Source organism: Bradyrhizobium pachyrhizi, from assembly GCF_001189245.1.
Taxonomy (GTDB): domain Bacteria; phylum Pseudomonadota; class Alphaproteobacteria; order Rhizobiales; family Xanthobacteraceae; genus Bradyrhizobium; species Bradyrhizobium pachyrhizi.
The window spans coordinates 57,008-79,750 of sequence record NZ_LFIQ01000077.1; the positions used below are offsets into that span (position 1 = coordinate 57,008).

26 protein-coding genes are annotated in these 22,743 nt (G+C 64.6%); 6 read left to right on the plus strand and 20 right to left on the minus strand.

Annotated features, from left to right (window positions below; genetic code table 11):
- From AKL29_RS44925 to AKL29_RS16450, 18 genes are all read right to left on the minus strand, one after another.
- Nucleotides 1-370, minus strand: a 370-nt coding sequence (locus tag AKL29_RS44925) for a lipoate--protein ligase family protein (protein WP_488230423.1), incomplete at its 3' end; no start/stop codon positions are given.
- A gap of 61 nt (nucleotides 371-431) precedes the next feature.
- Complete coding sequence (nuoN, locus tag AKL29_RS16370; protein WP_026192819.1) at nucleotides 432-1,868, minus strand: NADH-quinone oxidoreductase subunit NuoN; 1,437 nt, start codon at nucleotides 1,866-1,868, stop codon at nucleotides 432-434.
- A gap of 10 nt (nucleotides 1,869-1,878) precedes the next feature.
- A complete protein-coding gene (locus tag AKL29_RS16375) occupies nucleotides 1,879-3,393 on the minus strand; it encodes an NADH-quinone oxidoreductase subunit M (RefSeq protein ID WP_028333977.1) in 1,515 nt (504 codons plus the stop codon).
- Complete coding sequence (gene nuoL / locus AKL29_RS16380) at nucleotides 3,394-5,466, minus strand: NADH-quinone oxidoreductase subunit L (RefSeq protein ID WP_028333976.1); 2,073 nt, start codon at nucleotides 5,464-5,466, stop codon at nucleotides 3,394-3,396.
- 8 nt (nucleotides 5,467-5,474) lie between these two features.
- Nucleotides 5,475-5,783 (minus strand): NADH-quinone oxidoreductase subunit NuoK, encoded by a 309-nt coding sequence (gene nuoK / locus AKL29_RS16385; protein ID WP_016841823.1) that lies wholly within the window; start codon nucleotides 5,781-5,783, stop codon nucleotides 5,475-5,477.
- Entirely contained in the window at nucleotides 5,780-6,418 is a 639-nt protein-coding gene (locus AKL29_RS16390) for an NADH-quinone oxidoreductase subunit J (RefSeq protein ID WP_028333975.1), read from the minus strand. Before AKL29_RS16390 ends, nuoK begins: the two co-directional genes overlap by 4 nt.
- A 9-nt stretch (nucleotides 6,419-6,427) precedes the next feature.
- Nucleotides 6,428-6,922 (minus strand): NADH-quinone oxidoreductase subunit NuoI, encoded by a 495-nt coding sequence (gene nuoI / locus AKL29_RS16395; protein ID WP_018271854.1) that lies wholly within the window; start codon nucleotides 6,920-6,922, stop codon nucleotides 6,428-6,430.
- Between the two features lie 7 nt (nucleotides 6,923-6,929).
- The gene (gene nuoH / locus AKL29_RS16400) at nucleotides 6,930-8,000 is read right to left on the minus strand and encodes an NADH-quinone oxidoreductase subunit NuoH (protein WP_028333974.1); all 1,071 of its coding nucleotides are present in this window, start codon (nucleotides 7,998-8,000) and stop codon (nucleotides 6,930-6,932) included.
- Nucleotides 8,001-8,010: 10 nt separating this feature from the next.
- Nucleotides 8,011-10,086 carry an NADH-quinone oxidoreductase subunit NuoG gene (nuoG, locus tag AKL29_RS16405; RefSeq protein ID WP_050384878.1) on the minus strand — a complete coding sequence of 692 codons (2,076 nt, stop codon included), beginning with the start codon at nucleotides 10,084-10,086 and terminating at the stop codon, nucleotides 8,011-8,013.
- Nucleotides 10,087-10,093: 7 nt separating this feature from the next.
- Nucleotides 10,094-10,582 carry a hypothetical protein gene (locus AKL29_RS16410; protein ID WP_152977628.1) on the minus strand — a complete coding sequence of 163 codons (489 nt, stop codon included), beginning with the start codon at nucleotides 10,580-10,582 and terminating at the stop codon, nucleotides 10,094-10,096.
- Nucleotides 10,583-10,590: 8 nt separating this feature from the next.
- A complete protein-coding gene (gene nuoF / locus AKL29_RS16415) occupies nucleotides 10,591-11,916 on the minus strand; it encodes an NADH-quinone oxidoreductase subunit NuoF (RefSeq protein ID WP_050384880.1) in 1,326 nt (441 codons plus the stop codon).
- A 19-nt stretch (nucleotides 11,917-11,935) separates the two neighbouring features.
- Nucleotides 11,936-12,160, minus strand: a complete 225-nt coding sequence (locus tag AKL29_RS16420) for a hypothetical protein (RefSeq protein ID WP_050384881.1) — start codon at nucleotides 12,158-12,160, stop codon at nucleotides 11,936-11,938.
- Nucleotides 12,160-12,771 (minus strand): NADH-quinone oxidoreductase subunit NuoE, encoded by a 612-nt coding sequence (gene nuoE / locus AKL29_RS16425; protein ID WP_016847752.1) that lies wholly within the window; start codon nucleotides 12,769-12,771, stop codon nucleotides 12,160-12,162. The genes AKL29_RS16420 and nuoE overlap by 1 nt, the downstream gene beginning before the upstream one ends.
- Before the next feature lie 41 nt (nucleotides 12,772-12,812).
- Complete coding sequence (locus AKL29_RS16430; RefSeq protein ID WP_016847751.1) at nucleotides 12,813-14,009, minus strand: NADH-quinone oxidoreductase subunit D; 1,197 nt, start codon at nucleotides 14,007-14,009, stop codon at nucleotides 12,813-12,815.
- Entirely contained in the window at nucleotides 14,006-14,623 is a 618-nt protein-coding gene (locus AKL29_RS16435) for an NADH-quinone oxidoreductase subunit C (RefSeq protein ID WP_050384882.1), read from the minus strand. Before AKL29_RS16435 ends, AKL29_RS16430 begins: the two co-directional genes overlap by 4 nt.
- Before the next feature lie 10 nt (nucleotides 14,624-14,633).
- Entirely contained in the window at nucleotides 14,634-15,179 is a 546-nt protein-coding gene (locus AKL29_RS16440; protein WP_018271859.1) for a NuoB/complex I 20 kDa subunit family protein, read from the minus strand.
- A gap of 50 nt (nucleotides 15,180-15,229) precedes the next feature.
- Nucleotides 15,230-15,595, minus strand: coding sequence for an NADH-quinone oxidoreductase subunit A (locus AKL29_RS16445; RefSeq protein ID WP_018271860.1), 366 nt, complete (start codon nucleotides 15,593-15,595; stop codon nucleotides 15,230-15,232).
- Nucleotides 15,596-15,809: 214 nt separating this feature from the next.
- On the minus strand, nucleotides 15,810-16,325 hold the full coding sequence (locus tag AKL29_RS16450) for a MarR family winged helix-turn-helix transcriptional regulator (protein ID WP_050384956.1): 516 nt from the start codon (nucleotides 16,323-16,325) through the stop codon (nucleotides 15,810-15,812).
- A gap of 130 nt (nucleotides 16,326-16,455) precedes the next feature.
- On the opposite strand from AKL29_RS16450, the gene AKL29_RS16455 reads away from it, so the two are divergent.
- Nucleotides 16,456-17,646, plus strand: a complete 1,191-nt coding sequence (locus AKL29_RS16455; protein WP_050384957.1) for an aromatic ring-hydroxylating dioxygenase subunit alpha — start codon at nucleotides 16,456-16,458, stop codon at nucleotides 17,644-17,646.
- 35 nt (nucleotides 17,647-17,681) lie between these two features.
- Complete coding sequence (locus tag AKL29_RS16460; RefSeq protein ID WP_050384883.1) at nucleotides 17,682-18,974, plus strand: spinster family MFS transporter; 1,293 nt, start codon at nucleotides 17,682-17,684, stop codon at nucleotides 18,972-18,974.
- On the opposite strand, the gene AKL29_RS16465 is transcribed toward AKL29_RS16460, so the two are convergent.
- Together AKL29_RS16465 and AKL29_RS16470 are read right to left on the minus strand one after the other, a co-directional pair.
- Complete coding sequence (locus AKL29_RS16465; RefSeq protein ID WP_050384884.1) at nucleotides 18,971-19,789, minus strand: alpha/beta fold hydrolase; 819 nt, start codon at nucleotides 19,787-19,789, stop codon at nucleotides 18,971-18,973. The two genes, AKL29_RS16460 and AKL29_RS16465, sit on opposite strands and share 4 nt — an antisense overlap.
- Nucleotides 19,790-19,909: 120 nt before the next feature.
- Nucleotides 19,910-20,923 carry a TRAP transporter substrate-binding protein gene (locus AKL29_RS16470; RefSeq protein ID WP_050384885.1) on the minus strand — a complete coding sequence of 338 codons (1,014 nt, stop codon included), beginning with the start codon at nucleotides 20,921-20,923 and terminating at the stop codon, nucleotides 19,910-19,912.
- A gap of 199 nt (nucleotides 20,924-21,122) precedes the next feature.
- Between AKL29_RS16470 and AKL29_RS16475 the strand changes: the two genes are divergently transcribed.
- The 4 genes from AKL29_RS16475 to AKL29_RS16490 all read left to right on the plus strand — a co-directional run bounded on the left by AKL29_RS16475 (nucleotide 21,123) and on the right by AKL29_RS16490 (nucleotide 22,669).
- Nucleotides 21,123-21,326 (plus strand): hypothetical protein, encoded by a 204-nt coding sequence (locus AKL29_RS16475; protein WP_050384886.1) that lies wholly within the window; start codon nucleotides 21,123-21,125, stop codon nucleotides 21,324-21,326.
- A 193-nt stretch (nucleotides 21,327-21,519) separates the two neighbouring features.
- Nucleotides 21,520-22,164: a haloacid dehalogenase-like hydrolase gene (locus AKL29_RS16480; RefSeq protein WP_050384887.1), complete on the plus strand. Its 645-nt coding sequence runs from the start codon at nucleotides 21,520-21,522 to the stop codon at nucleotides 22,162-22,164.
- Between the two features lie 98 nt (nucleotides 22,165-22,262).
- Nucleotides 22,263-22,463 (plus strand): hypothetical protein, encoded by a 201-nt coding sequence (locus tag AKL29_RS16485; RefSeq protein ID WP_050384888.1) that lies wholly within the window; start codon nucleotides 22,263-22,265, stop codon nucleotides 22,461-22,463.
- Nucleotides 22,464-22,477: 14 nt separating this feature from the next.
- Complete coding sequence (locus tag AKL29_RS16490; RefSeq protein ID WP_050384889.1) at nucleotides 22,478-22,669, plus strand: hypothetical protein; 192 nt, start codon at nucleotides 22,478-22,480, stop codon at nucleotides 22,667-22,669.
- Nucleotides 22,670-22,743: the final 74 nt, after the last annotated feature.

Here is a 22,743-nt window from a genome sequence, read left to right on the forward strand (position 1 = left end):
CCAGCACGTCGTTCGGCCATTTCAGGGTGAACTTCGGGCTGTCCGGTCCGAGCCGCAGCGCCGCCTCGATGCTGACCTTCCGCAGCGCGGCTTCGAGCGACAGCCCGGCGGCAAAGCCCAGGGTGGCGGCGACTGCCGGCTGGACGTCCGTCACCTCGAGGATCGTGCTGGCGAGATTGCCGCGCGGCGCGACCCAGACCCGCTGCCGCCGCCCGCGGCCCGCGGTCTGTTCCGGCGTCACGAACCACATCGGCCCCTGCTCGCCGTCGCGGGCGCGCAGCATCGCCTCGGCATTGGTCGAGCCGATCTGATCGAAGGCGGCGAGCCGGTAGCCCGCCGCTATGGCCCGGGGCCCGAGCGTGAAGGTCATGTCAGAGTTATGCGCATGATTGGTTCCGAAAGCCAGCATCCCGATTTCGGAGCCGCACGCGTCAAAATAGTGATTTGGCCGCCGCCGTGGCCACGCTCACCAGCGGGCCCGGATAGGCGAAGTAGAAGATGTTGAAGATGCCGGCGACCGCCAGCACAGTGCGCAGCTCGACGCGGACCGGGTCGAGCTTGCCGAGCGGCTGGTCGAAATACATCACCTTGACGATCGACAGATAATAGAACGCGCCCACCACGCTGGTCAGCACGCCGATCACGGCGAGCGTGAACAAATTGGCCTTGATCGCGGCGACGAACACGTACCATTTGCCGAAGAACCCGGCGAGCGGCGGCACGCCGGCCAGCGAGAACAGCAGCATCGCGAAGATGAAGGCGAGCAGCGGATTGGTGCGGGAGAGGCCGGCGAAATCGCTGATCTGTTCCAGCGCCTGGCCGTTCCGCTTCATCGCCAGGATGATGCTGAAGGAGCCGAGCGTCATCGCGACATAGATCGCGATGTAGATCAGGACGCCCTGGGCGCCCTCGACCGTGCCGGAGGCGAGGCCGACCAGCGCAAAGCCCATATGGCCGATCGAGGAATAGGCCATCAGCCGCTTGATGTTGGTCTGGCCGATCGCCGCGAACGAGCCCAGCGCCATCGAGGCGATCGCCACGAATACCAGGATCTGCTGCCACTGGGTGACGATGCCCGGGAACGCGGTCAGCGTCGCGCGGGTGAACACCGCGAGCGCCGCGACCTTCGGGGCGGAAGCGAAGAACGCCGTCACCGGCGTCGGCGCACCCTCATAGACGTCCGGCGTCCACATGTGGAACGGCACGGCCGACACTTTGAAGCAGAGGCCGGCGAGCAGGAACACCAGGCCGAACACGATACCGATGCTGCCGGTCGTGGCGGCGGCCGCGATACCGGCGAAGCTGACGGTGCCGGTGAAGCCGTAGATCAGCGAGGCGCCGTAGAGCAGCATGCCCGACGACAGCGCGCCCAGCACGAAATACTTCAGACCCGCCTCGCTCGACTTGGCATTGTCGCGCTGGCTGGCGGCGACGACGTAGAGCGCAAGGCTCATCAGCTCGAGGCCGAGATAGAGCGAGATCAAATCGCCGGCCGAGATCAGCACCATCATGCCGAGCGTCGACAGCAGCACCAGGATCGAGAACTCGAAGTTGCGGCTCGACGGCTGAGACAGATATTCGGTCGACAGGATCAGGGTTGCCGCCGAGGCGATCAGTGCGAGGACCTTCAGGAAGCGGGCGAAATCATCGACGATGAAGCTGCCGCCGAAGGTCACCAGCTTGCCGGCCGGCAGCCAGAGCTCCAGCACGCCGGTCAGCACCAGGAGACAGATCGCGAGCGCCGTGACGAGCCGCGTCGTCCCCTGCCCGCGATAGGCTCCGATCATCAACAGCACCATCGCGCCGACCGCGAGCACCAGCTCCGGCAGCACCGGCTGCAACTGATAACCTGCACTGGAAAAGCTCATGACGAGGGCCTTACTGGACGGTCAGCGCGGCTGCCTTCACGGCAGTCACGGCGGTTTGGTAATTGTTGACGAGCTGCTGGACCGAGGCGGCCGACATGTCGAGCACCGGCTTCGGATAGACGCCGAACAGGATGGTCAGCGCGATCAGCGGGAACAGCGTCACGCATTCACGGAAGGTGAGATCCTTGATCGACATCAGGGACGGCTTGACCAGCGCGCCGAACACCACCTTGCGGTAGAGCCAAAGCGCGTAACAGGCCGACAGGATCACGCCGGTGGTGGCGAAGAACGCGGTCGGCAGCGAGATCTTGAAGGTTCCGAGCAGCGTCATGAACTCGCCGACGAATCCGCTCGTGCCCGGCAGACCGACATTGGCCATGGTGAAGACCATGAAGGTCAGCGCGTAGAGCGGCATCCGGTTGACGAGACCGCCATAGGCCGCGATCTCGCGGGTGTGCATGCGGTCGTAGACGACGCCGACGCAGAGGAACAGCGCGCCGGAGACGATGCCGTGCGAGACCATCTGGAACATGCCGCCGGCGACGCCCTGCGTGGTCACCGCGAAGATGCCCATGGTAACGAAGCCCATATGCGCGACGGACGAATATGCGATCAGCTTCTTCATGTCCTCCTGCATCATCGCCACCAGCGAGGTGTAGATGATGGCGATGACGGACAGCGTGAACACGAACGGCGCGAAGTCGTGCGAGGCCAGCGGGAACATCGGCAGCGAGAAACGCAGGAAGCCGTAGCCGCCCATCTTCAGCAGGATCGCGGCCAGGATCACCGAGCCCGCCGTCGGCGCCTCGACGTGCGCGTCGGGCAGCCAGGTGTGCACCGGCCACATCGGCATCTTCACCGCGAACGAGGCGAAGAAGGCCAGCCACGCCCAGGTCTGCATCGACCGCGGCACCGCGGTATGCATCAGGGTCGGGATGTCGGTCGTGCCGGCGTTCCAGTACAGCGCCATGATGGCGAGCAGCATCAGAACCGAGCCGAGGAAGGTGTAGAGGAAGAACTTGAACGACGCGTAGACCCGGCGCGGGCCGCCCCAGACGCCGATGATCAGGAACATCGGGATCAGGCCGCCTTCGAAGAACAAATAGAACAGCACGAGATCGAGCGCCGAGAAGGTGCCGACCATCAGCGTTTCCAGGATCAGGAACGCCATCATGTATTCGCCGACGCGCTGCGTCACCGACTTCCAGCTCGCGATGATGCAGAGCGGCATGATCGCGGTGGTCAGGATGATCAGCGGCAGCGAGATGCCGTCGACGCCCATGTGATAGCTGATGCCGGTGGCGAGCCAGGACGCCTTCTCGACGAACTGGAAGTCGGTCGAGGCCGGATCGAAGCGCGCCACCAGGATCAGCGAGATCGCGAAGGTGATCAGCGTGGTCCACAGCGCGATCCAGCGCGCCGTGCGGCTCGCGGTCTCGTCACCGCCCCGCGCCAGCAGATAGACCAGGATCGCGCCGACCGCCGGCAGGAAGGTCGTGACCGAAAGGATGGGCCAGGTTGTCATTTACTGGCCTCCCAAGCCGAACATGAACCAGGTGATCAATCCGGCGGCCCCGATCAGCATCGCGAATGCGTAGTGATAGAGGTAGCCGGTCTGCAATTTCACGACGTTGCGGGTGACGTCGAGCACGCGGGCGGAGACGCCATCGGGACCAAAGCCGTCGATGATGAAGCCGTCGCCCTTCTTCCACAACGTGTAGCCGAGCCACTTCGCCGGGCGCACGAAGATCCAGTCGTACAGCTCGTCGAAGTACCATTTGTTGAGCAGGAACTGGTACAGCATCGGCTGCTGCTGCGCGAGCTCGACCGGCAGATACGGCCTGCGGATGTAGAACAGATACGAGATGAACAGGCCGAGCGCCATCATCACGGTGGGCAGCGGCGCAAGCCAGCCCGGCATGTGCTCCATGTCCTCGAGGATGTGCGGGTTCATCTTCACGGATTCGCGGAAGAACTCTTCCACGCCGTGCGGGTTGACGAACAGCTCCTTGAACGGCAGGCCGGCGAGGATCGAGCCCGCGGCGAGGACGCCGATCGGCACCAGCATCCAGACCGGGCTCTCATGCGCCGCCTCGTAGTGCTTCTGGTCGTGCGGCTCGCCGAAGAACGTCTTGAAGATCAGACGCCAGGAGTAGAACGAGGTCAGGCCGGCGGCCGCGATGGTCAAGAGATAGGCGTAGGTCGCGAACGGATTATGCGCCGCATAGGCCGCCTCGATGATCGCGTCCTTGGAGAAGTAGCCGGCGAACAGCGGGAAGCCGGTCAGCGCCAGGGTGCCGATGCACATCACCGCGAAAGTGTACGGGATCTTGCGCCACAGCCCGCCCATGTTGCGGATGTCCTGCTCGTGATGCATCGCGTAGATCACCGAGCCGGAGCCCAGGAACAGCAGCGCCTTGAAGAAGGCGTGCGTGAACAGGTGGAACATGCCGACCGAATAGGCCCCCGCTCCCATCGCCACGAACATGTAGCCGAGCTGCGAACAGGTCGAATACGCGACGATGCGCTTGATGTCGTTCTGCACGAGGCCGATCGTGGCGGCGAAGAACGCCGTGGTCGCGCCGAAGAACATCACCACCGCCTGCGCGGTCGGTGACAACTCGAACAGCGGCGACAACCGCGCCACCATGAACACGCCGGCGGTAACCATGGTCGCGGCATGGATCAGCGCCGACACCGGGGTCGGGCCTTCCATCGCGTCCGGCAACCAGGTGTGCAGCAGGAACTGGGCCGACTTGCCCATCGCGCCCATGAACAGCAATAGGCAGGTCAAGGTCAGCGCGTCGGCCTGCCAGCCGAAGAAGTTGATGGTCTTGCCGGTCAGCCCCGGCGCGGCGTGGAAGATGGTCTCGAAATCGGTCGAGCCGACCAGCGCGTAGATCGCGAAGATGCCGAGCGCGAAGCCGAAGTCGCCGACGCGGTTGACCACGAAGGCCTTGATCGCCGCGGCATTGGCCGACGGCTTCTGGTACCAGAAGCCGATCAGCAAGTAGCTCGCGAGGCCGACGCCCTCCCAGCCGAAGAACAGCTGCACCAGGTTGTCGGACGTCACCAGCATCAGCATCGCGAAGGTGAACAGGCTGAGATAGCCGAAGAAGCGCGGCCGGTTCGGGTCCTCGTCCATGTAGCCGATGGAGTAGAGGTGGACGAGCGCGGACACCGTGTTGACCACGACCAGCATAACCGCGGTCAGGGTGTCGACGCGGAGCGTCCAGGCCACCTGCAGGTCGCCCGAGGTGATCCAGGGCAGCAGCACGACGCGCGCGTCGTGGTGCATGAAGCCGACATCGACCAGCGTGAACCAGGACAGCGCGGCCGAGACGAACAAGAGGCCCGTGGTGATCAGCTCGGCAAGGCGGGAGCCCGCCGCCGGCGGCTCGGAGACGTGGTGGTCGTCATGGCCATGGTCATCATGGCCGTGATCGTCATGGGCCGCGGAGGCATGGGCATCCCCATGCGCATCGTCGTGATGGCCGACGGTATCGCCGCTCGGGCAGCGCGCATGGGCACCGACCAGCGAGATAATGCCTGCGAGGATGGCGCCCAGCAGAGGCAGGAATACGATTGCCTGAACCATAACTGCGCCTAGCCCTTCATCAGATTGACGTCTTCAACCGCGATCGAACCGCGGTTGCGGAAATACACCACCAGCACGGCGAGACCGATCGCAGCCTCGGCGGCGGCCACCGTCAGCACCAAGAGCGCGAACACCTGGCCGACGATGTCGCCGAGGAAGGTCGAGAACGCCACCAGGTTGATGTTGACCGACAGCAGGATCAGCTCGATCGACATCAGGATGACGATGATGTTCTTGCGGTTGAGGAAGATGCCGAGGATCCCGAGCGTGAACAGGATCGCGGCGACCGCGAGATAGTGTCCGAGCCCGATCGTCATTTCACCCACTCCGCCGCGTCGGCATCCTGCAGGCCCTGCCCTGACGCCACCTTGCGCATCGCCATCGCCATCTCGGGCGTGCGCGCGTTCTGCACGTTGATGTTCTGCCGCTTGACCTTGGCCTTGTGGCGCAGCGTCAGCACGATGGCGCCGATCATCGCGACCAGCAGCACCATGCCGGCGAGCTGGAAGTAATGGATGTACTTCGTATAGAGCACCAGGCCGAGCGCCTCGGTGTTGCTGACATTGGTCGGGATCGCCGCGGTGATCGTCTTGGTCACGGCCGGGTTGATCACCCAGGCGCCGACGACGAGCAGCAACTCGAACATGAAGATGCCGCCGATCACGATGCCGATCGGCAGATACTGGATGAAGCCCTCGCGCAGCTCGACGAAGTCGACGTCGAGCATCATGATCACGAATAGGAACAGCACCGCGACGGCGCCGACATAGACCACGATCAGCATCATCCCGAGGAACTCGGCGCCCATCAGGATGAACAGCCCGGCCGCGTTGACGAAGGCCAGGATCAGGAACAGCACGGAGTGCACAGGATTGCGCGAGACAATCACCATCACCGCCGAGGCCACGCAGGCCGCAGCAAACAGGTAGAAGAACAGCGCCGGAAGGATCATGCCCTCACCTCACCGGTACGGCGCGTCGAGCGCGATCGACTTCGCGATCTCACGCTCCCAGCGGTCGCCATTGGCGAGCAGCTTGGCCTTGTCATAGTACAGTTCCTCGCGGGTCTCGGTCGCGAATTCGAAATTCGGGCCCTCGACGATGGCGTCGACCGGGCATGCCTCCTGGCACAGGCCGCAATAGATGCACTTCACCATGTCGATGTCGTAACGCACCGTGCGGCGGGTGCCGTCGTTGCGGCGCGGGCCGGCCTCGATCGTGATCGCCTGCGCCGGGCAAATCGCCTCGCACAGTTTGCAGGCGATGCAGCGTTCCTCGCCGTTCGGATAGCGGCGCAGCGCGTGCTCGCCGCGGAAGCGCGGCGAGATCGGGCCCTTCTCGAAGGGGTAGTTCAGCGTCGGCTTCGGCTGGAAGAAATAGCGCATCGCGAGGAAGAACGCCGAGACGAATTCCGACAGCAGAAGCGAGCGGGCTGTTGCGTTGACATTGACACTCATGACGGCCTCACTTCGGCGCGATGCCGGCGAACTGCAGCACGCCGGCCACGATCACCACCATCGCCAGCGACAGCGGCAGGAACACCTTCCAGCCGAGCCGCATCAGTTGATCGTAGCGGTAGCGTGGCACGATCGCCTTCGCCATCGCGAACATGAAGAACATGAAGAACACCTTCAGCGCGAACCAGACGATGCCCGGAATCCAGGTGAACGGCGGCAGGTTGACCGGCGGCAGCCAGCCGCCCAGGAACAGGATCGACGCCAGCGCGCACATCGTGGTGATCGCGACATACTCGCCGAGCATGAACAGGAGGTACGGGGTCGAGCCGTATTCGGTCATGAAGCCGGCGACCAGTTCGGATTCGGCTTCGACCAGGTCGAATGGCGGACGGTTGGTTTCCGCCAGCGCCGAGACGTAGAATACGACGAACATCGGGAACAGCGGCCACACATACCAGTTCAGGATGGTGAGCTGCGGCAACCCGATCAGGTGCGCAAGCCCGCGGGTGTTCTGCGCCTCGACCACCGCCGACAGGTTCAGCGAGCCGACGCAGAGCAGCACGGTGATGATGACGAAGCCGATCGAAACCTCGTAAGACACCATCTGCGCCGCCGAGCGCAGCGCGGCCAGGAACGGATACTTCGAGTTCGACGACCAGCCGGCCATGATGATGCCGTAGATCGACAGCGACGAGATCGCGAAGATGTAGAGAACGCCGACATTGATGTCGGAGATCACCCAGCCGAGATCGAACGGGATCACGGCCCAGGCGGCCAGCGCCAGGATGCACGACACCAGCGGCGCCAGCAGGAACACGCCCTTGTTGGAGCCGGACGGAATCACCGGCTCCTTCAGCACGAATTTCAGGAGGTCGGCGAAGGATTGCAGCAATCCGAACGGGCCGACCACGTTGGGGCCGCGGCGAATCTGCACCGCCGCCCAGATCTTGCGGTCGGCGAGCAGGATGTAGGCGATCGCGATCAGGAGCACGACCAGCAGCAACAAGCTCTCCGCGACCATGATGATCAGCGGCCAGAGGAAGTCGGTCCAGAACGAGCTTGCGAAGAATTCAGCCATCAGGTCACGCTCACTCCGCTGCCGTCAGCATTCGGCCCGACGCCAGCCGCGAGCATTCCGCCATCACGGCAGAGGCCCGCGCGATCGGGTTGGTCAGATAGAAATCCTCGATGGTCGGCTTGAATGCCGCCTTGTCGACGCTGCCGCCCTTGCCTGCCAGCGCCTTGACGTCGTCAGGCTTGCCGGCCTCGATCTGGTCGAGCCGCATCAGATGCGGGTAGGCCTTGAACATCGCCTGCCGCAGCGCCTGCAGCGAGTCGAACGGCAGCTTCTTGCCGAGCACGTCGGACAGCGCGCGGATGATCGCCCAGTCCTCGCGGGCCTCGCCCGGCGGGAACGCGGCGCGGTTGGCGATCTGCGCCCGGCCTTCGGTGTTGACGTAGATGCCGGACTTCTCGGTATAGGCCGCGCCCGGCAGGATGACGTCGGCACGATGCGCGCCCTGGTCGCCATGGGTGCCGATATAGACCACGAAGGTACCGTCCGGCGCCTTGATCTCGTCGGCGCCGAGCAGGAACAGCACGTCGAGCGTGCCGAAGGTCGTCATCTGCGCCGCGGTCAGGCCACCGGCCGCCGGCGAGAAGCCGATATCGAGCGCGCCGGCGCGCGAGGCAGTATCCTGCAACACGGCAAAGCCGTTCCAGCCGTCCTTCAGCGCGCCGACGTTGACAGCGAGCTTGGCGGCCTGCGCCAGCACGGCCGCCCCGTCATGCCTGGTGTAGGCGCCGGCGCCGACCAGGATGATCGGGTGCTGCGCCTTCTTCAAGACGTCGGCAAAGGAGTGCTTGCCCGCCACGAGATCGGCCAGCGTGTCGGTGCCCGCGCCGAGATAGTCGTGGTCATAGGTGAAATCGGCCTTGGCGCCAATCATGCCGACCTTGAGCCCGCCGGTACGCCAGCGCTTGCGGATCCGCGCGTTCAGCACGGCGGCTTCCTTGCGCGGATGCGAGCCGATGATCAGGATCGCGTCGGCCTGGTCGATACCGGCGATGGTCGGATTGAAGATGTAGGAACCGCGGCCGGCCTTGGCGTCGAACGCATCGCCGCCCTGCACGGCGAGATTGACCGAGCCGAACTTCGCGAGCAGCTCCTTCAGCGCATACATTTCGTCGACCGCGGCGAGATCGCCGACGATCGCGCCGATCCGCTTGCCGTCGCTACGGCCGGCCTTGGCGGCAATGGCGGCGAAGGCTTCCTGCCAGGTCGCCGGCCGGAGCTGGCCGTTCTCGCGCACATAGGGCCGGTCGAGGCGCTGAGTGCGCAGGCCGTCGACGATGTGGCGGGTCTTGTCGGAGATCCACTCCTCGTTCACCGCCTCGTTGATGCGCGGCAGGATGCGCATCACCTCGCGGCCGCGGGTGTCGACACGGATCGCCGAGCCGACGCCGTCCATGACGTCGACCGACTGCGTCTTGCCGAGCTCCCAGGGCCGCGCCGCGAACGCGTAAGGCTTCGAGGTCAGCGCGCCGACCGGGCAGATGTCGACGAGGTTGCCCTGCAACTCCGAGCTCAGCGCCTGCTCAAGATAGGTGGTGATCTCCATGTCCTCGCCGCGACCTGTCGCGCCCATTTCCGGCGCGCCGCAGACTTCGGCGGAGAAGCGGACACAGCGCGTGCACTGAATGCAGCGATTCATCGAGGTCTTGACCAGCGCGCCGAGATACTTGTCCTCGACCGCGCGTTTGTTCTCGGCGAAACGGCTGGTGTCGACGCCGTAGCCCATCGCCTGGTCCTGCAGATCGCACTCGCCGCCCTGGTCGCAGATCGGGCAGTCCAGCGGATGGTTGATCAGCAGAAACTCCATCACGCCTTCGCGCGCCTTCTTCACCATCGGCGAACGGGTCGAAATCTCCGGCGGCTCGCCCTTCGGGCCCGGACGGCAGTCGCGCACGGCCCAGGCGCAGCTGGCGACCGGCTTCGGGCCGCCCTTCACCTCGACCAGGCACATCCGGCAATTGCCGGCGATCGACAGCCGCTCGTGATAGCAGAAGCGCGGAATCTCTGCGCCGGCCGCCTCGCATGCCTGCAGCAGCGTGTACTCCGGCGGCACATCGATCTCTTTGCCATCGACGATGATCTTGCTCATGTCTGTCTCAAGTCTTTCCGAGCTTGCAGTCGGGCGGTGCGACGCTCGCGGTTTTCAACGAAGTCTTCACCCATTGCTGGGTGTCGGCGCCGTAGGTCGCGAGATAGGCAGGCTGCGCCTGGTTCTTCTCGCAGAGGAACGGCAGATGCGGTTTCAGGTCGTAGTCACACGATGCCTGCCATTCGCGCTTGTCCGCGAATGCGGCAAAGGTCTCCTCGCAGGCATAGAGGAAGTACGAGACAAAACTCTCATATTGGGACCGCTCTTCGCGGCCGGCGGCCTTGATGGCGTCGTAATCGGGCTGAGCGAATTTCGGATTCTGGAATGCGAGATCGGTGTAGCCGAGAAACGCCGAACGCGCGCTGGAGGCGCGGTTCGAGGTGCGGATTTCGTTGATCTGCAGCAGGATTGCAACAAAGCCGAGCAGCGCCACGGTCGCCTGCGCCATCTGCGCAAGCGTCCCGTACTTCTGCCACCATGCGGCCTGTTGCGTCATCGCCAACATTACTCCGCGGCTACCATGTGCATGGGATCGCGAACGCCCTGATCGTCGAGATCGGCCTTGTGCGAATACTGGTCGATGCGCTCTTCGATCTCGTGACGGAAATGCGCGATCAGGCCCTGGATCGGCCAGGCGGCGGCGTCGCCGAGCGCGCAGATGGTGTGACCCTCGACCTGCCTGGTGACCTCGAGCAGCATGTCGATCTCTCGCTTGTGGGCGCGGCCCTCGGCCATGCGGGTCAAGACGCGCCACATCCACCCCGTGCCCTCGCGGCACGGCGTGCACTGGCCGCAGCTCTCATGCTTGTAGAAATAGGAGATGCGCGCGATCGCCCGGATCAGGTCGGTCGACTTGTCCATCACGATCACCGCCGCGGTGCCGAGGCCCGAGCGCAGCTTGCTCAACGAGTCGAAATCCATCGGCGTGTCGATGATCTGCTCGGCCGGCACCATGCGCACCGACGAACCGCCGGGGATCACGGCCTTCAGATTGCCCCAGCCGCCGCGGATGCCGCCGCAATGCTTCTCGATCAGCTCGCGGAACGGAATCCCCATCGCCTCTTCGACGTTGCAGGGCCGCTCGACGTGGCCGGAGATGCAGAACAGCTTGGTGCCGACATTGTTCGGCCGGCCGATGCCGGCGAACCAGGCGGCGCCGCGGCGCAGGATGTCCGGCGCGACCGCGATCGACTCGACGTTGTTGACGGTGGTCGGGCAGCCATAGAGGCCGACATTGGCCGGGAACGGCGGCTTCAGCCGCGGCTGGCCCTTCTTGCCCTCGAGGCTCTCGAGCAGCGCGGTCTCCTCGCCGCAGATATAGGCGCCGGCGCCGTGCGCGACATAGATGTCGAACGGCCAGCCGTTGATATTGTCCTTGCCGACCAGCTTGGCCTCATAGGCTTGGTCGATCGCCGCCTGCAGCCGCTCGCGCTCGCGGATGAACTCGCCGCGGATATAGACGTAGCAGGCATGCGCGCCCATCGCGAAGCTCGCGAGCAGGCAGCCTTCGACCAAGAGATGCGGATCGTGCCGCATGATCTCGCGGTCCTTGCAGGTGCCGGGCTCCGACTCGTCGGCGTTGACGACGAGGTAGCTCGGACGGCCGTCCTTGGATTCCTTCGGCATGAAGGACCACTTCATGCCGGTCGGGAAGCCGGCGCCGCCGCGGCCGCGCAGGCCCGACGCCTTCATCTCGTTGATGATCCAGTCGCGACCCTTGTCGATGATCCCCTTGGTGCCATCCCAGGCGCCTCTGCGGCGCGCGCCCTCGAGGCCCCAATCATGCAGGCCGTAGAGGTTCTTGAAGATGCGGTCCTTGTCGTCGAGCATGCTCAAAACTTTCCGAACATCACCGATTGGCTTGCGAATAAGCGAGCCCGGCAGCGCAGCCGCCGAACACGATGGCCCACAACAGGCTGGATTCCAGCGTGGCGCTCAGGCCGTAGCGCTGCAGCAGGAACATGAAGCCGGCCGCGACAGCGGTGTGCAGCGCGATCGTGCGCCAGGCCTTCATCGCAGCGCCCCTTCCTGCCTTGTTTTCCTGCCCGTTTGCCAGCACCTGAAAGCTTCGCATCAGGTGGTTTCCTTCAGCGTCGTCGGCCCGCCCGCGGGCGCCGAGAACTGACGGTCGATCTGCGGACCCGGCTTCGGCGGATTGCCGGCGGCAAAGCCGTCGAGCACCTTGCCGAAGCTTTCCTTGGTCAGGTCCTCATAGGTGTCCTTCCAGATCAGCACCATCGGCGCGTTCACGCAGGCCCCCAGGCACTCGACCTCTTCCCAGGAGAAGTTGCCGTCCTTCGACAGCTGGAAGGGATCGTGATGGATGCGATGTTGACACACCTCGATCAGGTCGGCGGCGCCGCGCAGCCGGCACGGCGTGGTGCCGCACACCTGCACATGGGCCTTCTTGCCGACCGGCGAGAGCTGGAACATGGTGTAGAAGGTCGCGATCTCCAGCATGCGGATATGCGGCATCTCGAGCAGGTCGGCGACGGCGCGGATCGCCGCTTCCGAGACCCAGCCGTCGTGCTGCTCCTGCACGCGCCACAGGATCGCGATCGCGGCCGAGGCCTGCCGTCCCGGCGGATACTTCTCGATCTGCTTCTTGGCCCAGGCGAGATTCTCGTCCGTGAACGTGAAGCTCGCGGGCTGCAATTCCTTCGGGGCAAGGCGGCGGACGGACATCGATCAAACTCTCATTGCGCGCGGTTCGGATGCGGACATCGTCACCGGTCGACTTCGCCGAACACGATGTCCAGCGAGCCCAGGATGGCGGAAACGTCGGCCAGCAAATGGCCCCTGCAGATGTGATCCATCGCCTGCAGATGGGCGAAGCCCGGCGCGCGGATCTTGCACTTGTAAGGCTTGTTGGTGCCGTCGGCGACGAGGTAGACGCCGAACTCGCCCTTCGGCGCCTCGACCGCGGCATAGACTTCGCCGGCCGGCACGTGCACGCCTTCGGTGTAGAGCTTGAAGTGATGGATCAGCGCTTCCATCGAGCGCTTCATCTCACCTCGGCGCGGCGGCGCGATCTTGTTGTCCTCGACCACGACCGGGCCCTGTCCGTCGGGGGCTTTGAGCTTCTGGATGCACTGCTTCATGATGCGCACCGACTGGCGCATCTCTTCCATGCGGATCAGGTAGCGGTCGTAGCAGTCGCCGTTCTTGCCGATCGGAATGTCGAAATCCATCTCGGCGTAGCACTCGTAGGGCTGCGACTTGCGCAGGTCCCAGGCCGCACCGGAGCCGCGCACCATCACGCCGGAGAAGCCCCATTCCCAGGCTTCTTTCAGCGGCACCACGCCGATGTCGACGTTGCGCTGCTTGAAGATGCGGTTGCCGGTGAGCAGCCGATCGAGGTCGTCGACGACCTTGAGGAATGGATCACACCACGCCTCGATGTCGTCGATCAGCTTCGGCGGCAAGTCCTGGTGCACGCCGCCGACGCGGAAGAACGCCGCGTGCATGCGCGAGCCCGAGGCGCGCTCGTAGAACACCATCAGCTTTTCGCGCTCTTCAAAGCCCCACAGCGGCGGGGTCAGCGCGCCGACGTCCATCGCCTGGGTGGTGACGTTGAGCAGATGCGACAGGATGCGGCCGATCTCGCAGTACAGCACGCGGATCAACTGGCCGCGCCGCGGCACCGTGATGCCGAGCAGCTTTTCCGCCGCGAGGCAGAACGCATGCTCCTGGTTCATCGGCGCGACATAGTCGAGCCGGTCGAAATAGGGAATCGCCTGCAGATAGGTCTTGTGCTCGATCAGCTTCTCGGTGCCGCGGTGAAGCAGGCCGATATGCGGATCGACGCGTTCGACGACTTCGCCGTCGAGCTCCAGCACAAGACGAAGCACGCCGTGCGCCGCCGGATGCTGCGGCCCAAAGTTGATCGTAAAGTTACGAAGGTTTTGCGGCTGTTCATTCATGGCTTCGGCTCCGCCTTGGCCTTCTCATCGCCGGGCAGCGGATAGTCCGCGCCTTCCCAGGGCGAAAGGAAATCGAACTTGCGGAATTCCTGGTTGAGCCGGACCGGCTCGTACAGCACCCGCTTCTCCTGGTCGTCGTAGCGGACCTCGACGAAGCCGGTGAGCGGGAAGTCCTTGCGCAGCGGATGGCCGTCGAAGCCGTAGTCCGTCAGCAGGCGGCGCATGTCGGGATGGCCGGTGAAGATCACGCCATAGAGGTCGTAGGTCTCGCGCTCGAACCAGTCGGCGCCCGGGAAGACGCCGATGATCGATGGCACCTGCGTGGTCTCGTCGGCCTGGCCGCGCAAACGGATGCGCGCGTTCAGCGTCGGCGACAGCAGATGGTAGACGACGTCGAAACGCTTCTCGCGGCTCGGATAGTCGACCGCGGTCACGTCGGTGACGTTGACGAAGCGGCAGCCGGGATCGTCACGCAGAAAACGGGCGACCTCCACGATTCTGCCAATCTCGACGTCGATAGTGAGCTGATTGAACGCGACCGAGTGCGCCGTGGCCGCGCCCGGAAGCGCGCTCACGATCGTCTGCCCAAGGGCGTCGAGCTTGCCGTCGTCCATACCTGAAACCTTAGCGTTCGATAGTGCCGATACGGCGGATCTTCTTCTGCAGCAGCAGCACGCCGTAGAGCAGCGCTTCCGCCGTAGGCGGGCAGCCCGGCACGTAGATGTCGATCGGCACGATGCGATCGCAGCCACGCACCACCGAATAGGAGTAGTGGTAGTAGCCGCCGCCATTGGCGCAGGAGCCCATCGAGATGACGTAGCGCGGCTCCGGCATCTGGTCGTAGACCTTGCGCAGCGCGGGCGCCATCTTGTTGGTCAGGGTGCCCGCGACGATCATCACGTCGGACTGCCGCGGCGAGGCGCGCGGTGCGAAGCCGAAGCGTTCGACGTCATAGCGCGGCATCGAGACCTGCATCATCTCGACCGCACAGCAGGCGAGACCGAAGGTCATCCACATCAGGGAGCCGGTGCGCGCCCAGGTGATGAGGTCATCGGCCGCGGCGACGAAGAAGCCCTTGTCGGACAGCTCGTGATTGACCTCGAGGAAAAACGGATCGTTGGCGCCGACCGGCTTGCCGGTCGACGGATCAAGAATACCCTTCGGAGCCATAGCGATCTCAGATTTGGCGATCGCCGGCTGCGAGGTTGCGGCGGTGGGGCTCAATCCCATTCGAGCGCGCCTTTCTTCCATTCATACGCAAAGCCGACCGTCAGCACGGCCAGGAACACCATCATCGACCAGAACCCGGTGGCGCCGAGCTTTCCGAACGCCACGGCCCAGGGGAACAGGAACGCCACTTCGAGGTCGAAGATGATGAAAAGGATCGCCACCAAATAGAACCGGACGTCGAACTTCATGCGGGCGTCGTCAAAAGCGTTGAATCCGCATTCATAGGCGGACAGCTTTTCCGGGTCCGGCGATTGGAACGCGACCAGGAACGGCGCGATCAGGAGCGCCAGACCGATCAGGCTCGCAACTCCGATAAAGACCACAAGTGGGAGATAATTCTGCAGGATGCCGGTCATCGGCGAGGCCTTCTTGCTGCGGTTTCGGACGTGCCGCAGATTCGTTGATTGGAATTGTTCTTGAGGCTTTAGCGCAGCGCAACAGAGGGCGCAAGACAAGCTATTTTGACGCTTTTACCGTCCTTCCCGTGGGCTCTTGGCCTCATCAGGCGGATGCGCTTGCCTCCATTGATAGCGCCGCGGCGGCCATCCTGTGCCCTGCGCTCTCCCCATATCAGCCCAGCCCCCGTTCGGCAGCGAGCATCTCGGCGGCCGTCAGGGTGAGCCGATCGATGTGTCCGAGCAGCAGCTCGAGATCCCCTGGCGCAAGCTGTTCCAGCAGGCGCCGGTTTCGCTCCTGGGCGCCGGCCACGATGGCGTCATGGGCAGCCAGGCCGGCCTTGGTGAGAGAGACCAAGGTCTCCCGGTTGTCGCGCGGATTGGCCGCCTTCGCCACCAGCTTGCGCGCCACGAGCTCGGCGAGCGCCCGGCTGATCTGCCCCTTGTCCATGCCGACGGCCTCGGCGAGCCGCACCACGCTCATCGGCGGCCGCCGGCCGAGCGAGGCGACCAGACCGAACTCGACCGAGGACAGGCCGGTCAGGCGCTTGTAGCGCAGCATCGCGCCGCGCCTGAGCAGGTTCGCCAGCACCATCAGCCGCGACGACATCATCGCGGTGATCGGTGCTAGTTCGGAATCGACAACGGCCTCCGGCGGCAAGGCCCTCTCAGTCCTGAGCTTCTCGGTCATCACCAACCTCTGCCAACAAAGCCGCGCGCTGCCAAGCTCAACGATATCGTTGACATTGTCATCCATCTATCGTTGACTTGGTCAACGATAGATGGGCCGCCGGCGCCCGACCAGCGGCGGGGAGGACAACATGACGATCACCCAGCGGGACCGCGATCTCGGCACGGCCTATGCGATGAAGCCGTCCAGCACCCGGACCGAGCTCACCTCGGTCGGCCGCGGCACGCCGATGGGCGAGCTGCTGCGCCGGTATTGGCACCCGGTCGGCCTCGCCGGTGACGCAACCGATATCCCCAGAAAAGTCCGCGCACTTGGCGAAGACCTGATCCTGTTCCGCGACCGGCATGGCCGGGCCGGCCTGCTGCATGCGCGCTGCTGTCACCGCGGCACCACGCTCTATTACGGCAAGGTCGAGGAAGACGGCATCCGCTGCTGCTATCACGGCTGGAAGTTCGACACCGAGGGCCGCTGCCTCGAACAACCCTGCGAGCCCGACGGCGGCCTGTTCAAGGACAAGGTGCGCCAGCCCTGGTATCCAGTGCAGGAACGCTACGGCCTGATCTTCGCCTATATGGGGCCGGCCGAGAAAAGGCCGGTGCTGCCGCGCTACGAGTGCCTGGAGAACATGGACGACGGCGAGTTCGTCGAGGCCGACGATTCCTCGATCGGCGGCGGCGGCCCTGCCGTGATCCCTTGCAACTGGCTGCAGCATTTCGAGAACGTTGCCGACCCCTACCATGTGCCGGTGCTGCACGGCTCGTTCTCAGGCCCGCAGTTCACCAACATGATGGCCTCGATGCCCGAAGTGAAGTTCGAGATGTCGCCGCGCGGCGTCGCGGTGCGTTCGATCCGCAGGCAGGACGACGGCAAGGTGTTCTATCGCGTCACCGAGGCCGCCCTCCCCACACTCCGCGTCGTGCCCAATCCGCGCGTCGCGCAGTTCGCGCGCGTCGAATCGATCGGCTGGACCTTGCCGATCGACGACACCTCGTTTCGCATCTACGTCGCCGGCCGGGTCAAGAACGCGGGCGATATCGGGCGGATGCGCTCGAAGTTCAACGGCAAGTTCTGGTGGGACATGACCGAGGCCGAGCACCAGCAATTCCCCGGCGACTACGAGGCCCAGGTCGGCCAGGGCGCGGTGACGATCCATTCCGAAGAGCATTTTGGCCAGAGCGACCGCGGCATCCTGATGATCCGCCGGATGCTCGCTGACCAGCTCGAGGCCATGGCCACCGGCCGCGACCCGATCGGGGTGTCGTTCGACGCCGACACGAGGCCGGTCGAATTCGAGGCAGGGAATTACATCCGCGAGGCGTAAGGCCCGCGCAAAAAGAAGATCGGGGGAGGAAAGTCATGGTCGATGTCGCACCGCAGGCGACCGCGCCAACTCAGGCTGCGGCCGCCCCCTCGGCGCGCCGCTACTACGTCCTCGCCTTGCTCACGATCATCTACGCCCTCAACTTCCTCGACCGCACCATCTTCAACGTGCTGATCGAACCGATCAAGAAGGAGTTCACGCTCAGCGACACGACGATGGGCCTGCTCGCCGGGTTCGGCTTCGTGCTGTTCTATTCGCTGCTCGGCATTCCCATCGCACGGATGGCCGATCGCCTCAACCGCCGCAACATCGTCACGGTCGCCTTCGCGTTCTGGAGCGCGATGACCTATCTCTGCGGCCTCGCCTCCAGCGTCACGACGCTGGCATTGGCCCGGGTCGGCGTCGGCATCGGGGAGTCAGCGGGAACGCCGGCCTCGCAATCGATGATCGCCGATCTCTTCGACAAGAACGAACGACCGCGCGCGCTCGGCATCTACGCGATCGGCACCTATCTCGGCGTCTTCCTCGGCTATTTCATCGGCGGCTATGTCAACCAGCACTACGGCTGGCGGATGGCGTTCTTCACCGCCGGCCTGCCCGGCGTCGCGCTCGCCGCCGTCTTGTGGCTGACGATCGCCGAGCCGAAGCGCGGCGCGATGGCCGAGACCTTCAAGGCCGAGCCGATCGGGCCGACGCTGCGTTTCCTGGTATCGCAGCCGAGCTTCATCATAGTGCTGATCGGCTTTTGTCTGACGACCTACACCAACTACGCTACCGCGGTGTTGATCCCGCCGTTCCTGGCGCGCATCCATCACCTCACCAGCGCCGAGATCGGCACATATGCCGGCACCTTCAAGGGTCTCGCCGGCATGGCGGGCACGTTGATCGGCGGCCTCGTGGTGGCGCAGATCGGCCGCCGCGACGACCGCTGGAAGCTGTGGGCGCCCGCGATCATGTCTGGCATCGCCGGCCCGGTGTTCGCGCTGTGCATGCTGACGCAAAGCTTCACGCTGATGGTCGCTACGCTGGCGCTGACCTCGTTCATGGTCGGCTTCCATCTCGGCCCGATCTTCGCGATCGCGCAGACGGTGGCAAAGCCCAGCATGCGCGCGCTGGCCTCGGCGATCGTGCTGCTGACCGCGACCTGCTTCGGCCAGGGCGTCGGCCCCCTCGCCGTCGGCATGATCAACGACGCACTGAAGGGCACCTACGGCGTCGATGCGGTTCGCTACTCGCTGTTGTCGGCCGCGCTCATGACGACGCTCGGTGCCCTGCTGTTCGTCTGGGCGGCACGCGCGATCCGCGCCGACATCGCGCGCGCCAATTAGCTGTCGATGAAGGCCAGCAGGTCAGCCATCAAGCGCGCGCTGTGCGTCAGCGGCAACGCGTGCGGGGCGCCTTCATAGACGGCGAGCCTGCTTCCTCTGATCAGTTTTGCCGTCTTCGCGCCGGTCAGCTCGAGGGGCGCGCTGGCATCCTTGTCGCCATGCACGATCAGCGTCGGGCGATCGATAGCGCTCGCGGCGGCGCGCAGGTCGGCAAAGGAAATGGTCCTGCGGCAAGCCAGCGCCACCGGCAGCGGCACGCTCAGCATCATCTCCCTGATCCAGGCCCGCGTCACCTCGGGCGTGTCGGGCATGAAGAACGGCGCCTCGTTCTCGCCCATCCATTTCGAAAAGTCCTGCGCGATCGCCGCATTTTGCGCGTCGACCATCGCTCTCGGCACGGCGTCCGGATTGTCCTCGGTCTGCACGATGAACGGCGTGGTCGGCGCCACCAGCACCAGCCGCGCGATGCGCTTTGCGCCGTGACACGCCAGATAGTTCACTGCCTCGATCGATCCCATCGAATGCGCGACGATCGTGACGTCGTGGAGATCATGCTGCTCGATCACGGCGGCGACGTCATCGGTCAGCGTGTCGAGATCGTATCCCGCCATCGGCATGTCGGAGCGGCCATGTCCACGCCGGTCAGGTGCGACGCAGCGATAGCCCTTGGCGTTCAGCGCCACGATCTGGCTGCCCCAGATGCTGGAATTGAACGTCCAGGCAGCGAGCAGCAGCACCGGCCGGCCCGAGCCCCAATCCTGCACGAACAGCTTTGTGCCGTCCCTGGCGGTTGCATAAAGCGGTTGGCTGGCCATCGTGTATCTCCGTTTGCGGATCGATCGGCACCCATCGCCGCCGATGCACCGACCATCGCAAAGGGAGATCGCACGCGCGATTACGCGTCAGGTAATCGCGCGCGTGATGTCAGGCGGCGCTCACGTCAGCTTGCCGGTGTATTTCTCCAGCGCTGCCCAGGCGTCCGCGCCATAGGTCTTCTGCCACTGCGTGTAGAAACCGGCCTTCACCAACGCGGCCCTGAACTGCACGGGATCGGGCTTGTTGAAGGTCATGCCCTTCTCGGTCAGCTCGGCCTGCAGCGAGCGATCCATCTCGACCAGATCGGTGCGCTCCTTCACCGCCGCGGCGTCGAACGCGGCATTGATGAGCTCGAGCAGATCTGGCGGCAGGCCGGTCATCGCGCGGCGGTTGCCGAGGATCCAGTAACCGCTCCAGCAATGGTTCGAGAGCGCGCAAAATTTCTGCACCTCGTAGAGCTTGCCGGTCGAAGCCTGCGCCAGCGGGTTCTCCTGCCCTTCGACGATGTGGGTCTGCAGCGCCGAATAGAGCTCGCTGTAGGAGATGCTCGACGGCAGCGCGCCGAGCCCTGAGAACAGCGACGTCAGCAATGCCGTCACCGGCACGCGAATTTTAAAGCCCTTGAGATCGTCGACGCTGTTGAGCTGCCGGCTCGACGACGAGGTGATCTGACGAAAGCCGTTGTCCCAGACCTTCTTCAGCGGCACGACGCCGGTCTTCGTGATCGCCTCGCGCACGAGGTCGCCGACGCCGCCGTCCATCGCCGCCCAGACCTGGTCGTAGGACTGGAAGGCAAAGCCGATGCTGGGTAGCCCCGACAGCGGCACCAGCGTCGACAGTGTCATGCTGGGCGCCGCCAGCAGCTCGATCCCGCCGGCCCGGACCTGCGACAGCATCTCCGGATCGCCGCCGAGCTGGCTGTTGGCGAACACCGTGATGTTGACCCGGCCGGACGACTGGGCACCGACCGCCTTGGCGGCCTCAGTCAGGCGGATTGTTAGCGGATGGGTTTCCGGAGTGTTGACGCCGAGCTTGAAGTCGAACTCGGCCGCCGCAACGGCGCGCTTACCAAACATCGTAGCGGCGAGTGCCGCGGAGCCGGTTCCAAGCACCCGGCGTCGGGTTAGTCTCATTGTTTTCATTATTGTTTTTCTCCCAAGGGCGTTTCCGCGCCTGGGGCAGTTTTAGCCGGCCGCCAGTGTGACGCAAGGCACGGTGAAACCAATCCGCCCGTGGCACGAAACCATTTCCCGGAACTCACGAAACGATCCGGAAACAGATGGGGCTTACCAGTACCTGCCATAGACGGCGCACAGACGCCCGGAGGCGACCATGAACCACTCGATCCATTCAGCTGACCGCGCGACCCATCTCAAGATTGTGGTGGTTGCCCTTGTTGCGGGGATCGGGATCGCGGCGCTCGGCATTTCGGCCCGAAACAACGCGGATTTCACCCAGACTGCTCAGACCAACCAGGTCATCAAGGCCGGCAAACCGGTGGCGATCACCTCGTCAGGCACCTCCACGGTCCGCTGAAGATTTCTGCAGGCTTCCGCAGGCAAGACGGCCGCCCTCGGGCGGCCTTTTTTGTTGGTCCTGATCGTCTTGAGCTCGGACGAGCATGGTGTGGCCTTTGCGAGCGAGTTCGGCTACGGCGATTGCCGAACCACGGAGACCGGAGTGCGCGCGATCGACGTGTGCAAGGTCGCAACCCGGCTGAGCGCCGCGAATGACTGAGCCTCGCCTCGCCGGCGACAACATTGCTAAGCCGCAGGATGCTTCCCGCACCGACGGGGCGCCCCCTTTGCTGGGCCTGCCGGCATCGCTGCCGCTGGTGCTCGACCTCGACGGCACGCTGATCACGGGCGACCTGCTCCATCTCAGCTTCTTCTCGATCCTGCGCCGCAATCCGCTGATCGTCGTGTCATGCGCCGCCTGGATGACGCGCGGCCGCGCGGCGCTGAAGCGCCGGCTCGCACAACGCCAGCACATCGACTGGAGCCGGATCGAACTGCACCAGGACGTCGTCGCATTGGCCGAGCGCGAGAACGCGGCCGGCCGCCGCATCGTGCTGGCAACCGCGGCCGACGCGCTGCTCGCACAGATGCTGGCGTCGCGTCTGCCTTGGATCGACCAGGTGCTTGCCTCCGACGGCGAACATAATCTCAAGGGCGCCAACAAGGCCGACCTGTTGCAAAGGACATTTCCCGGGGGCTTCATCTACGCCGGCGACAGCGCTTCCGACCTCGCGGTCTGGGCCCACGCCGCCGGCATCATCACCGTTAATGCCCGCAATGCCGTGCGCGCCGCCGCGGCCGGGCTCGGCAGGCCGACGTTGCATCTGCAGGGCCGCTCGGCCGCAGCGAAATCTTAACCGCGTCCTAACGCGGTCGTTCGATTTCAATCCGCTGCGCGACCCCAGTCTTAAAAGTTGCCCGGCTAAGGTCGGCGTCAACAAAGGCGCAGGCCACAATGAATTTGCAGCAGCAAGTAATTTCAACCGGCTTCAAGATCATCTGCACGGATTGCGGTAGCCTGGCGATCAAGGTCGCCGATCCGGCGCATGCATCCGGCGACACCATCATCGAATGCCACCGCTGCAACGCGGTGCGCGGCACTGTGGCGGACCTGCACAATTTGGCGCGGCGCGGCCGCGACCTGTTCGAATTCTAACCGCGGCCCCGCCAATGCTGTCAGACCCGAAGGCGACCACGCAGAGCGACGTTCCCTTGGACACGGTCTGGTCGATCCTCGAGGCCGCCAACGAATTGGGCGACACCCACACGGTTGACGCCTGCCGCCGCATCATCGACGCCAATTTGCGCGGCGAGGCGCCGGGAGAATCCGACCTCAACGCGGTCGCCGCATTCTTTGCCTGATCAAGGCAAGGTGTTGCCGTTCTGTGAATTCAATAGGGCATCGCGGTGACGAATGGCCCGGCAGAAACATAACA

Excerpts from the sequence above, each read along its gene's own strand:
- AKL29_RS16435 (WP_050384882.1), bottom strand. The coding sequence starts at position 14,623 with ATGGACGACGGCAAGCTCGACGCCCTTGGGCAGACGATCGTGAGCGCG.
- AKL29_RS16470 (WP_050384885.1), bottom strand. The coding sequence starts at position 20,923 with ATGAGACTAACCCGACGCCGGGTGCTTGGAACCGGCTCCGCGGCACTC.
- nuoE (WP_016847752.1), bottom strand. The coding sequence starts at position 12,771 with ATGTCCGTCCGCCGCCTTGCCCCGAAGGAATTGCAGCCCGCGAGCTTC.
- nuoG (WP_050384878.1), bottom strand. The coding sequence starts at position 10,086 with ATGAGCAAGATCATCGTCGATGGCAAAGAGATCGATGTGCCGCCGGAG.
- AKL29_RS16465 (WP_050384884.1), bottom strand. The coding sequence starts at position 19,789 with ATGGCCAGCCAACCGCTTTATGCAACCGCCAGGGACGGCACAAAGCTG.
- AKL29_RS16410 (WP_152977628.1), bottom strand. The coding sequence starts at position 10,582 with ATGACGCAACAGGCCGCATGGTGGCAGAAGTACGGGACGCTTGCGCAG.
- AKL29_RS16440 (WP_018271859.1), bottom strand. The coding sequence starts at position 15,179 with ATGGCTCCGAAGGGTATTCTTGATCCGTCGACCGGCAAGCCGGTCGGC.
- AKL29_RS16480 (WP_050384887.1), top strand. The coding sequence starts at position 21,520 with ATGACTGAGCCTCGCCTCGCCGGCGACAACATTGCTAAGCCGCAGGAT.
- nuoL (WP_028333976.1), bottom strand. The coding sequence starts at position 5,466 with ATGGTTCAGGCAATCGTATTCCTGCCTCTGCTGGGCGCCATCCTCGCA.
- AKL29_RS16475 (WP_050384886.1), top strand. The coding sequence starts at position 21,123 with ATGAACCACTCGATCCATTCAGCTGACCGCGCGACCCATCTCAAGATT.
- AKL29_RS16490 (WP_050384889.1), top strand. The coding sequence starts at position 22,478 with ATGCTGTCAGACCCGAAGGCGACCACGCAGAGCGACGTTCCCTTGGAC.
- nuoF (WP_050384880.1), bottom strand. The coding sequence starts at position 11,916 with ATGCTCGACGACAAGGACCGCATCTTCAAGAACCTCTACGGCCTGCAT.
- AKL29_RS16420 (WP_050384881.1), bottom strand. The coding sequence starts at position 12,160 with ATGCGAAGCTTTCAGGTGCTGGCAAACGGGCAGGAAAACAAGGCAGGA.
- nuoH (WP_028333974.1), bottom strand. The coding sequence starts at position 8,000 with ATGGCTGAATTCTTCGCAAGCTCGTTCTGGACCGACTTCCTCTGGCCG.
- AKL29_RS16430 (WP_016847751.1), bottom strand. The coding sequence starts at position 14,009 with ATGAATGAACAGCCGCAAAACCTTCGTAACTTTACGATCAACTTTGGG.
- AKL29_RS16450 (WP_050384956.1), bottom strand. The coding sequence starts at position 16,325 with ATGACCGAGAAGCTCAGGACTGAGAGGGCCTTGCCGCCGGAGGCCGTT.
- nuoK (WP_016841823.1), bottom strand. The coding sequence starts at position 5,783 with ATGACGATCGGGCTCGGACACTATCTCGCGGTCGCCGCGATCCTGTTC.
- nuoN (WP_026192819.1), bottom strand. The coding sequence starts at position 1,868 with ATGAGCTTTTCCAGTGCAGGTTATCAGTTGCAGCCGGTGCTGCCGGAG.
- AKL29_RS16390 (WP_028333975.1), bottom strand. The coding sequence starts at position 6,418 with ATGATCCTTCCGGCGCTGTTCTTCTACCTGTTTGCTGCGGCCTGCGTG.
- AKL29_RS16455 (WP_050384957.1), top strand. The coding sequence starts at position 16,456 with ATGACGATCACCCAGCGGGACCGCGATCTCGGCACGGCCTATGCGATG.
- AKL29_RS16375 (WP_028333977.1), bottom strand. The coding sequence starts at position 3,393 with ATGACAACCTGGCCCATCCTTTCGGTCACGACCTTCCTGCCGGCGGTC.
- AKL29_RS16460 (WP_050384883.1), top strand. The coding sequence starts at position 17,682 with ATGGTCGATGTCGCACCGCAGGCGACCGCGCCAACTCAGGCTGCGGCC.
- AKL29_RS16445 (WP_018271860.1), bottom strand. The coding sequence starts at position 15,595 with ATGACCGGCATCCTGCAGAATTATCTCCCACTTGTGGTCTTTATCGGA.
- AKL29_RS16485 (WP_050384888.1), top strand. The coding sequence starts at position 22,263 with ATGAATTTGCAGCAGCAAGTAATTTCAACCGGCTTCAAGATCATCTGC.
- nuoI (WP_018271854.1), bottom strand. The coding sequence starts at position 6,922 with ATGAGTGTCAATGTCAACGCAACAGCCCGCTCGCTTCTGCTGTCGGAA.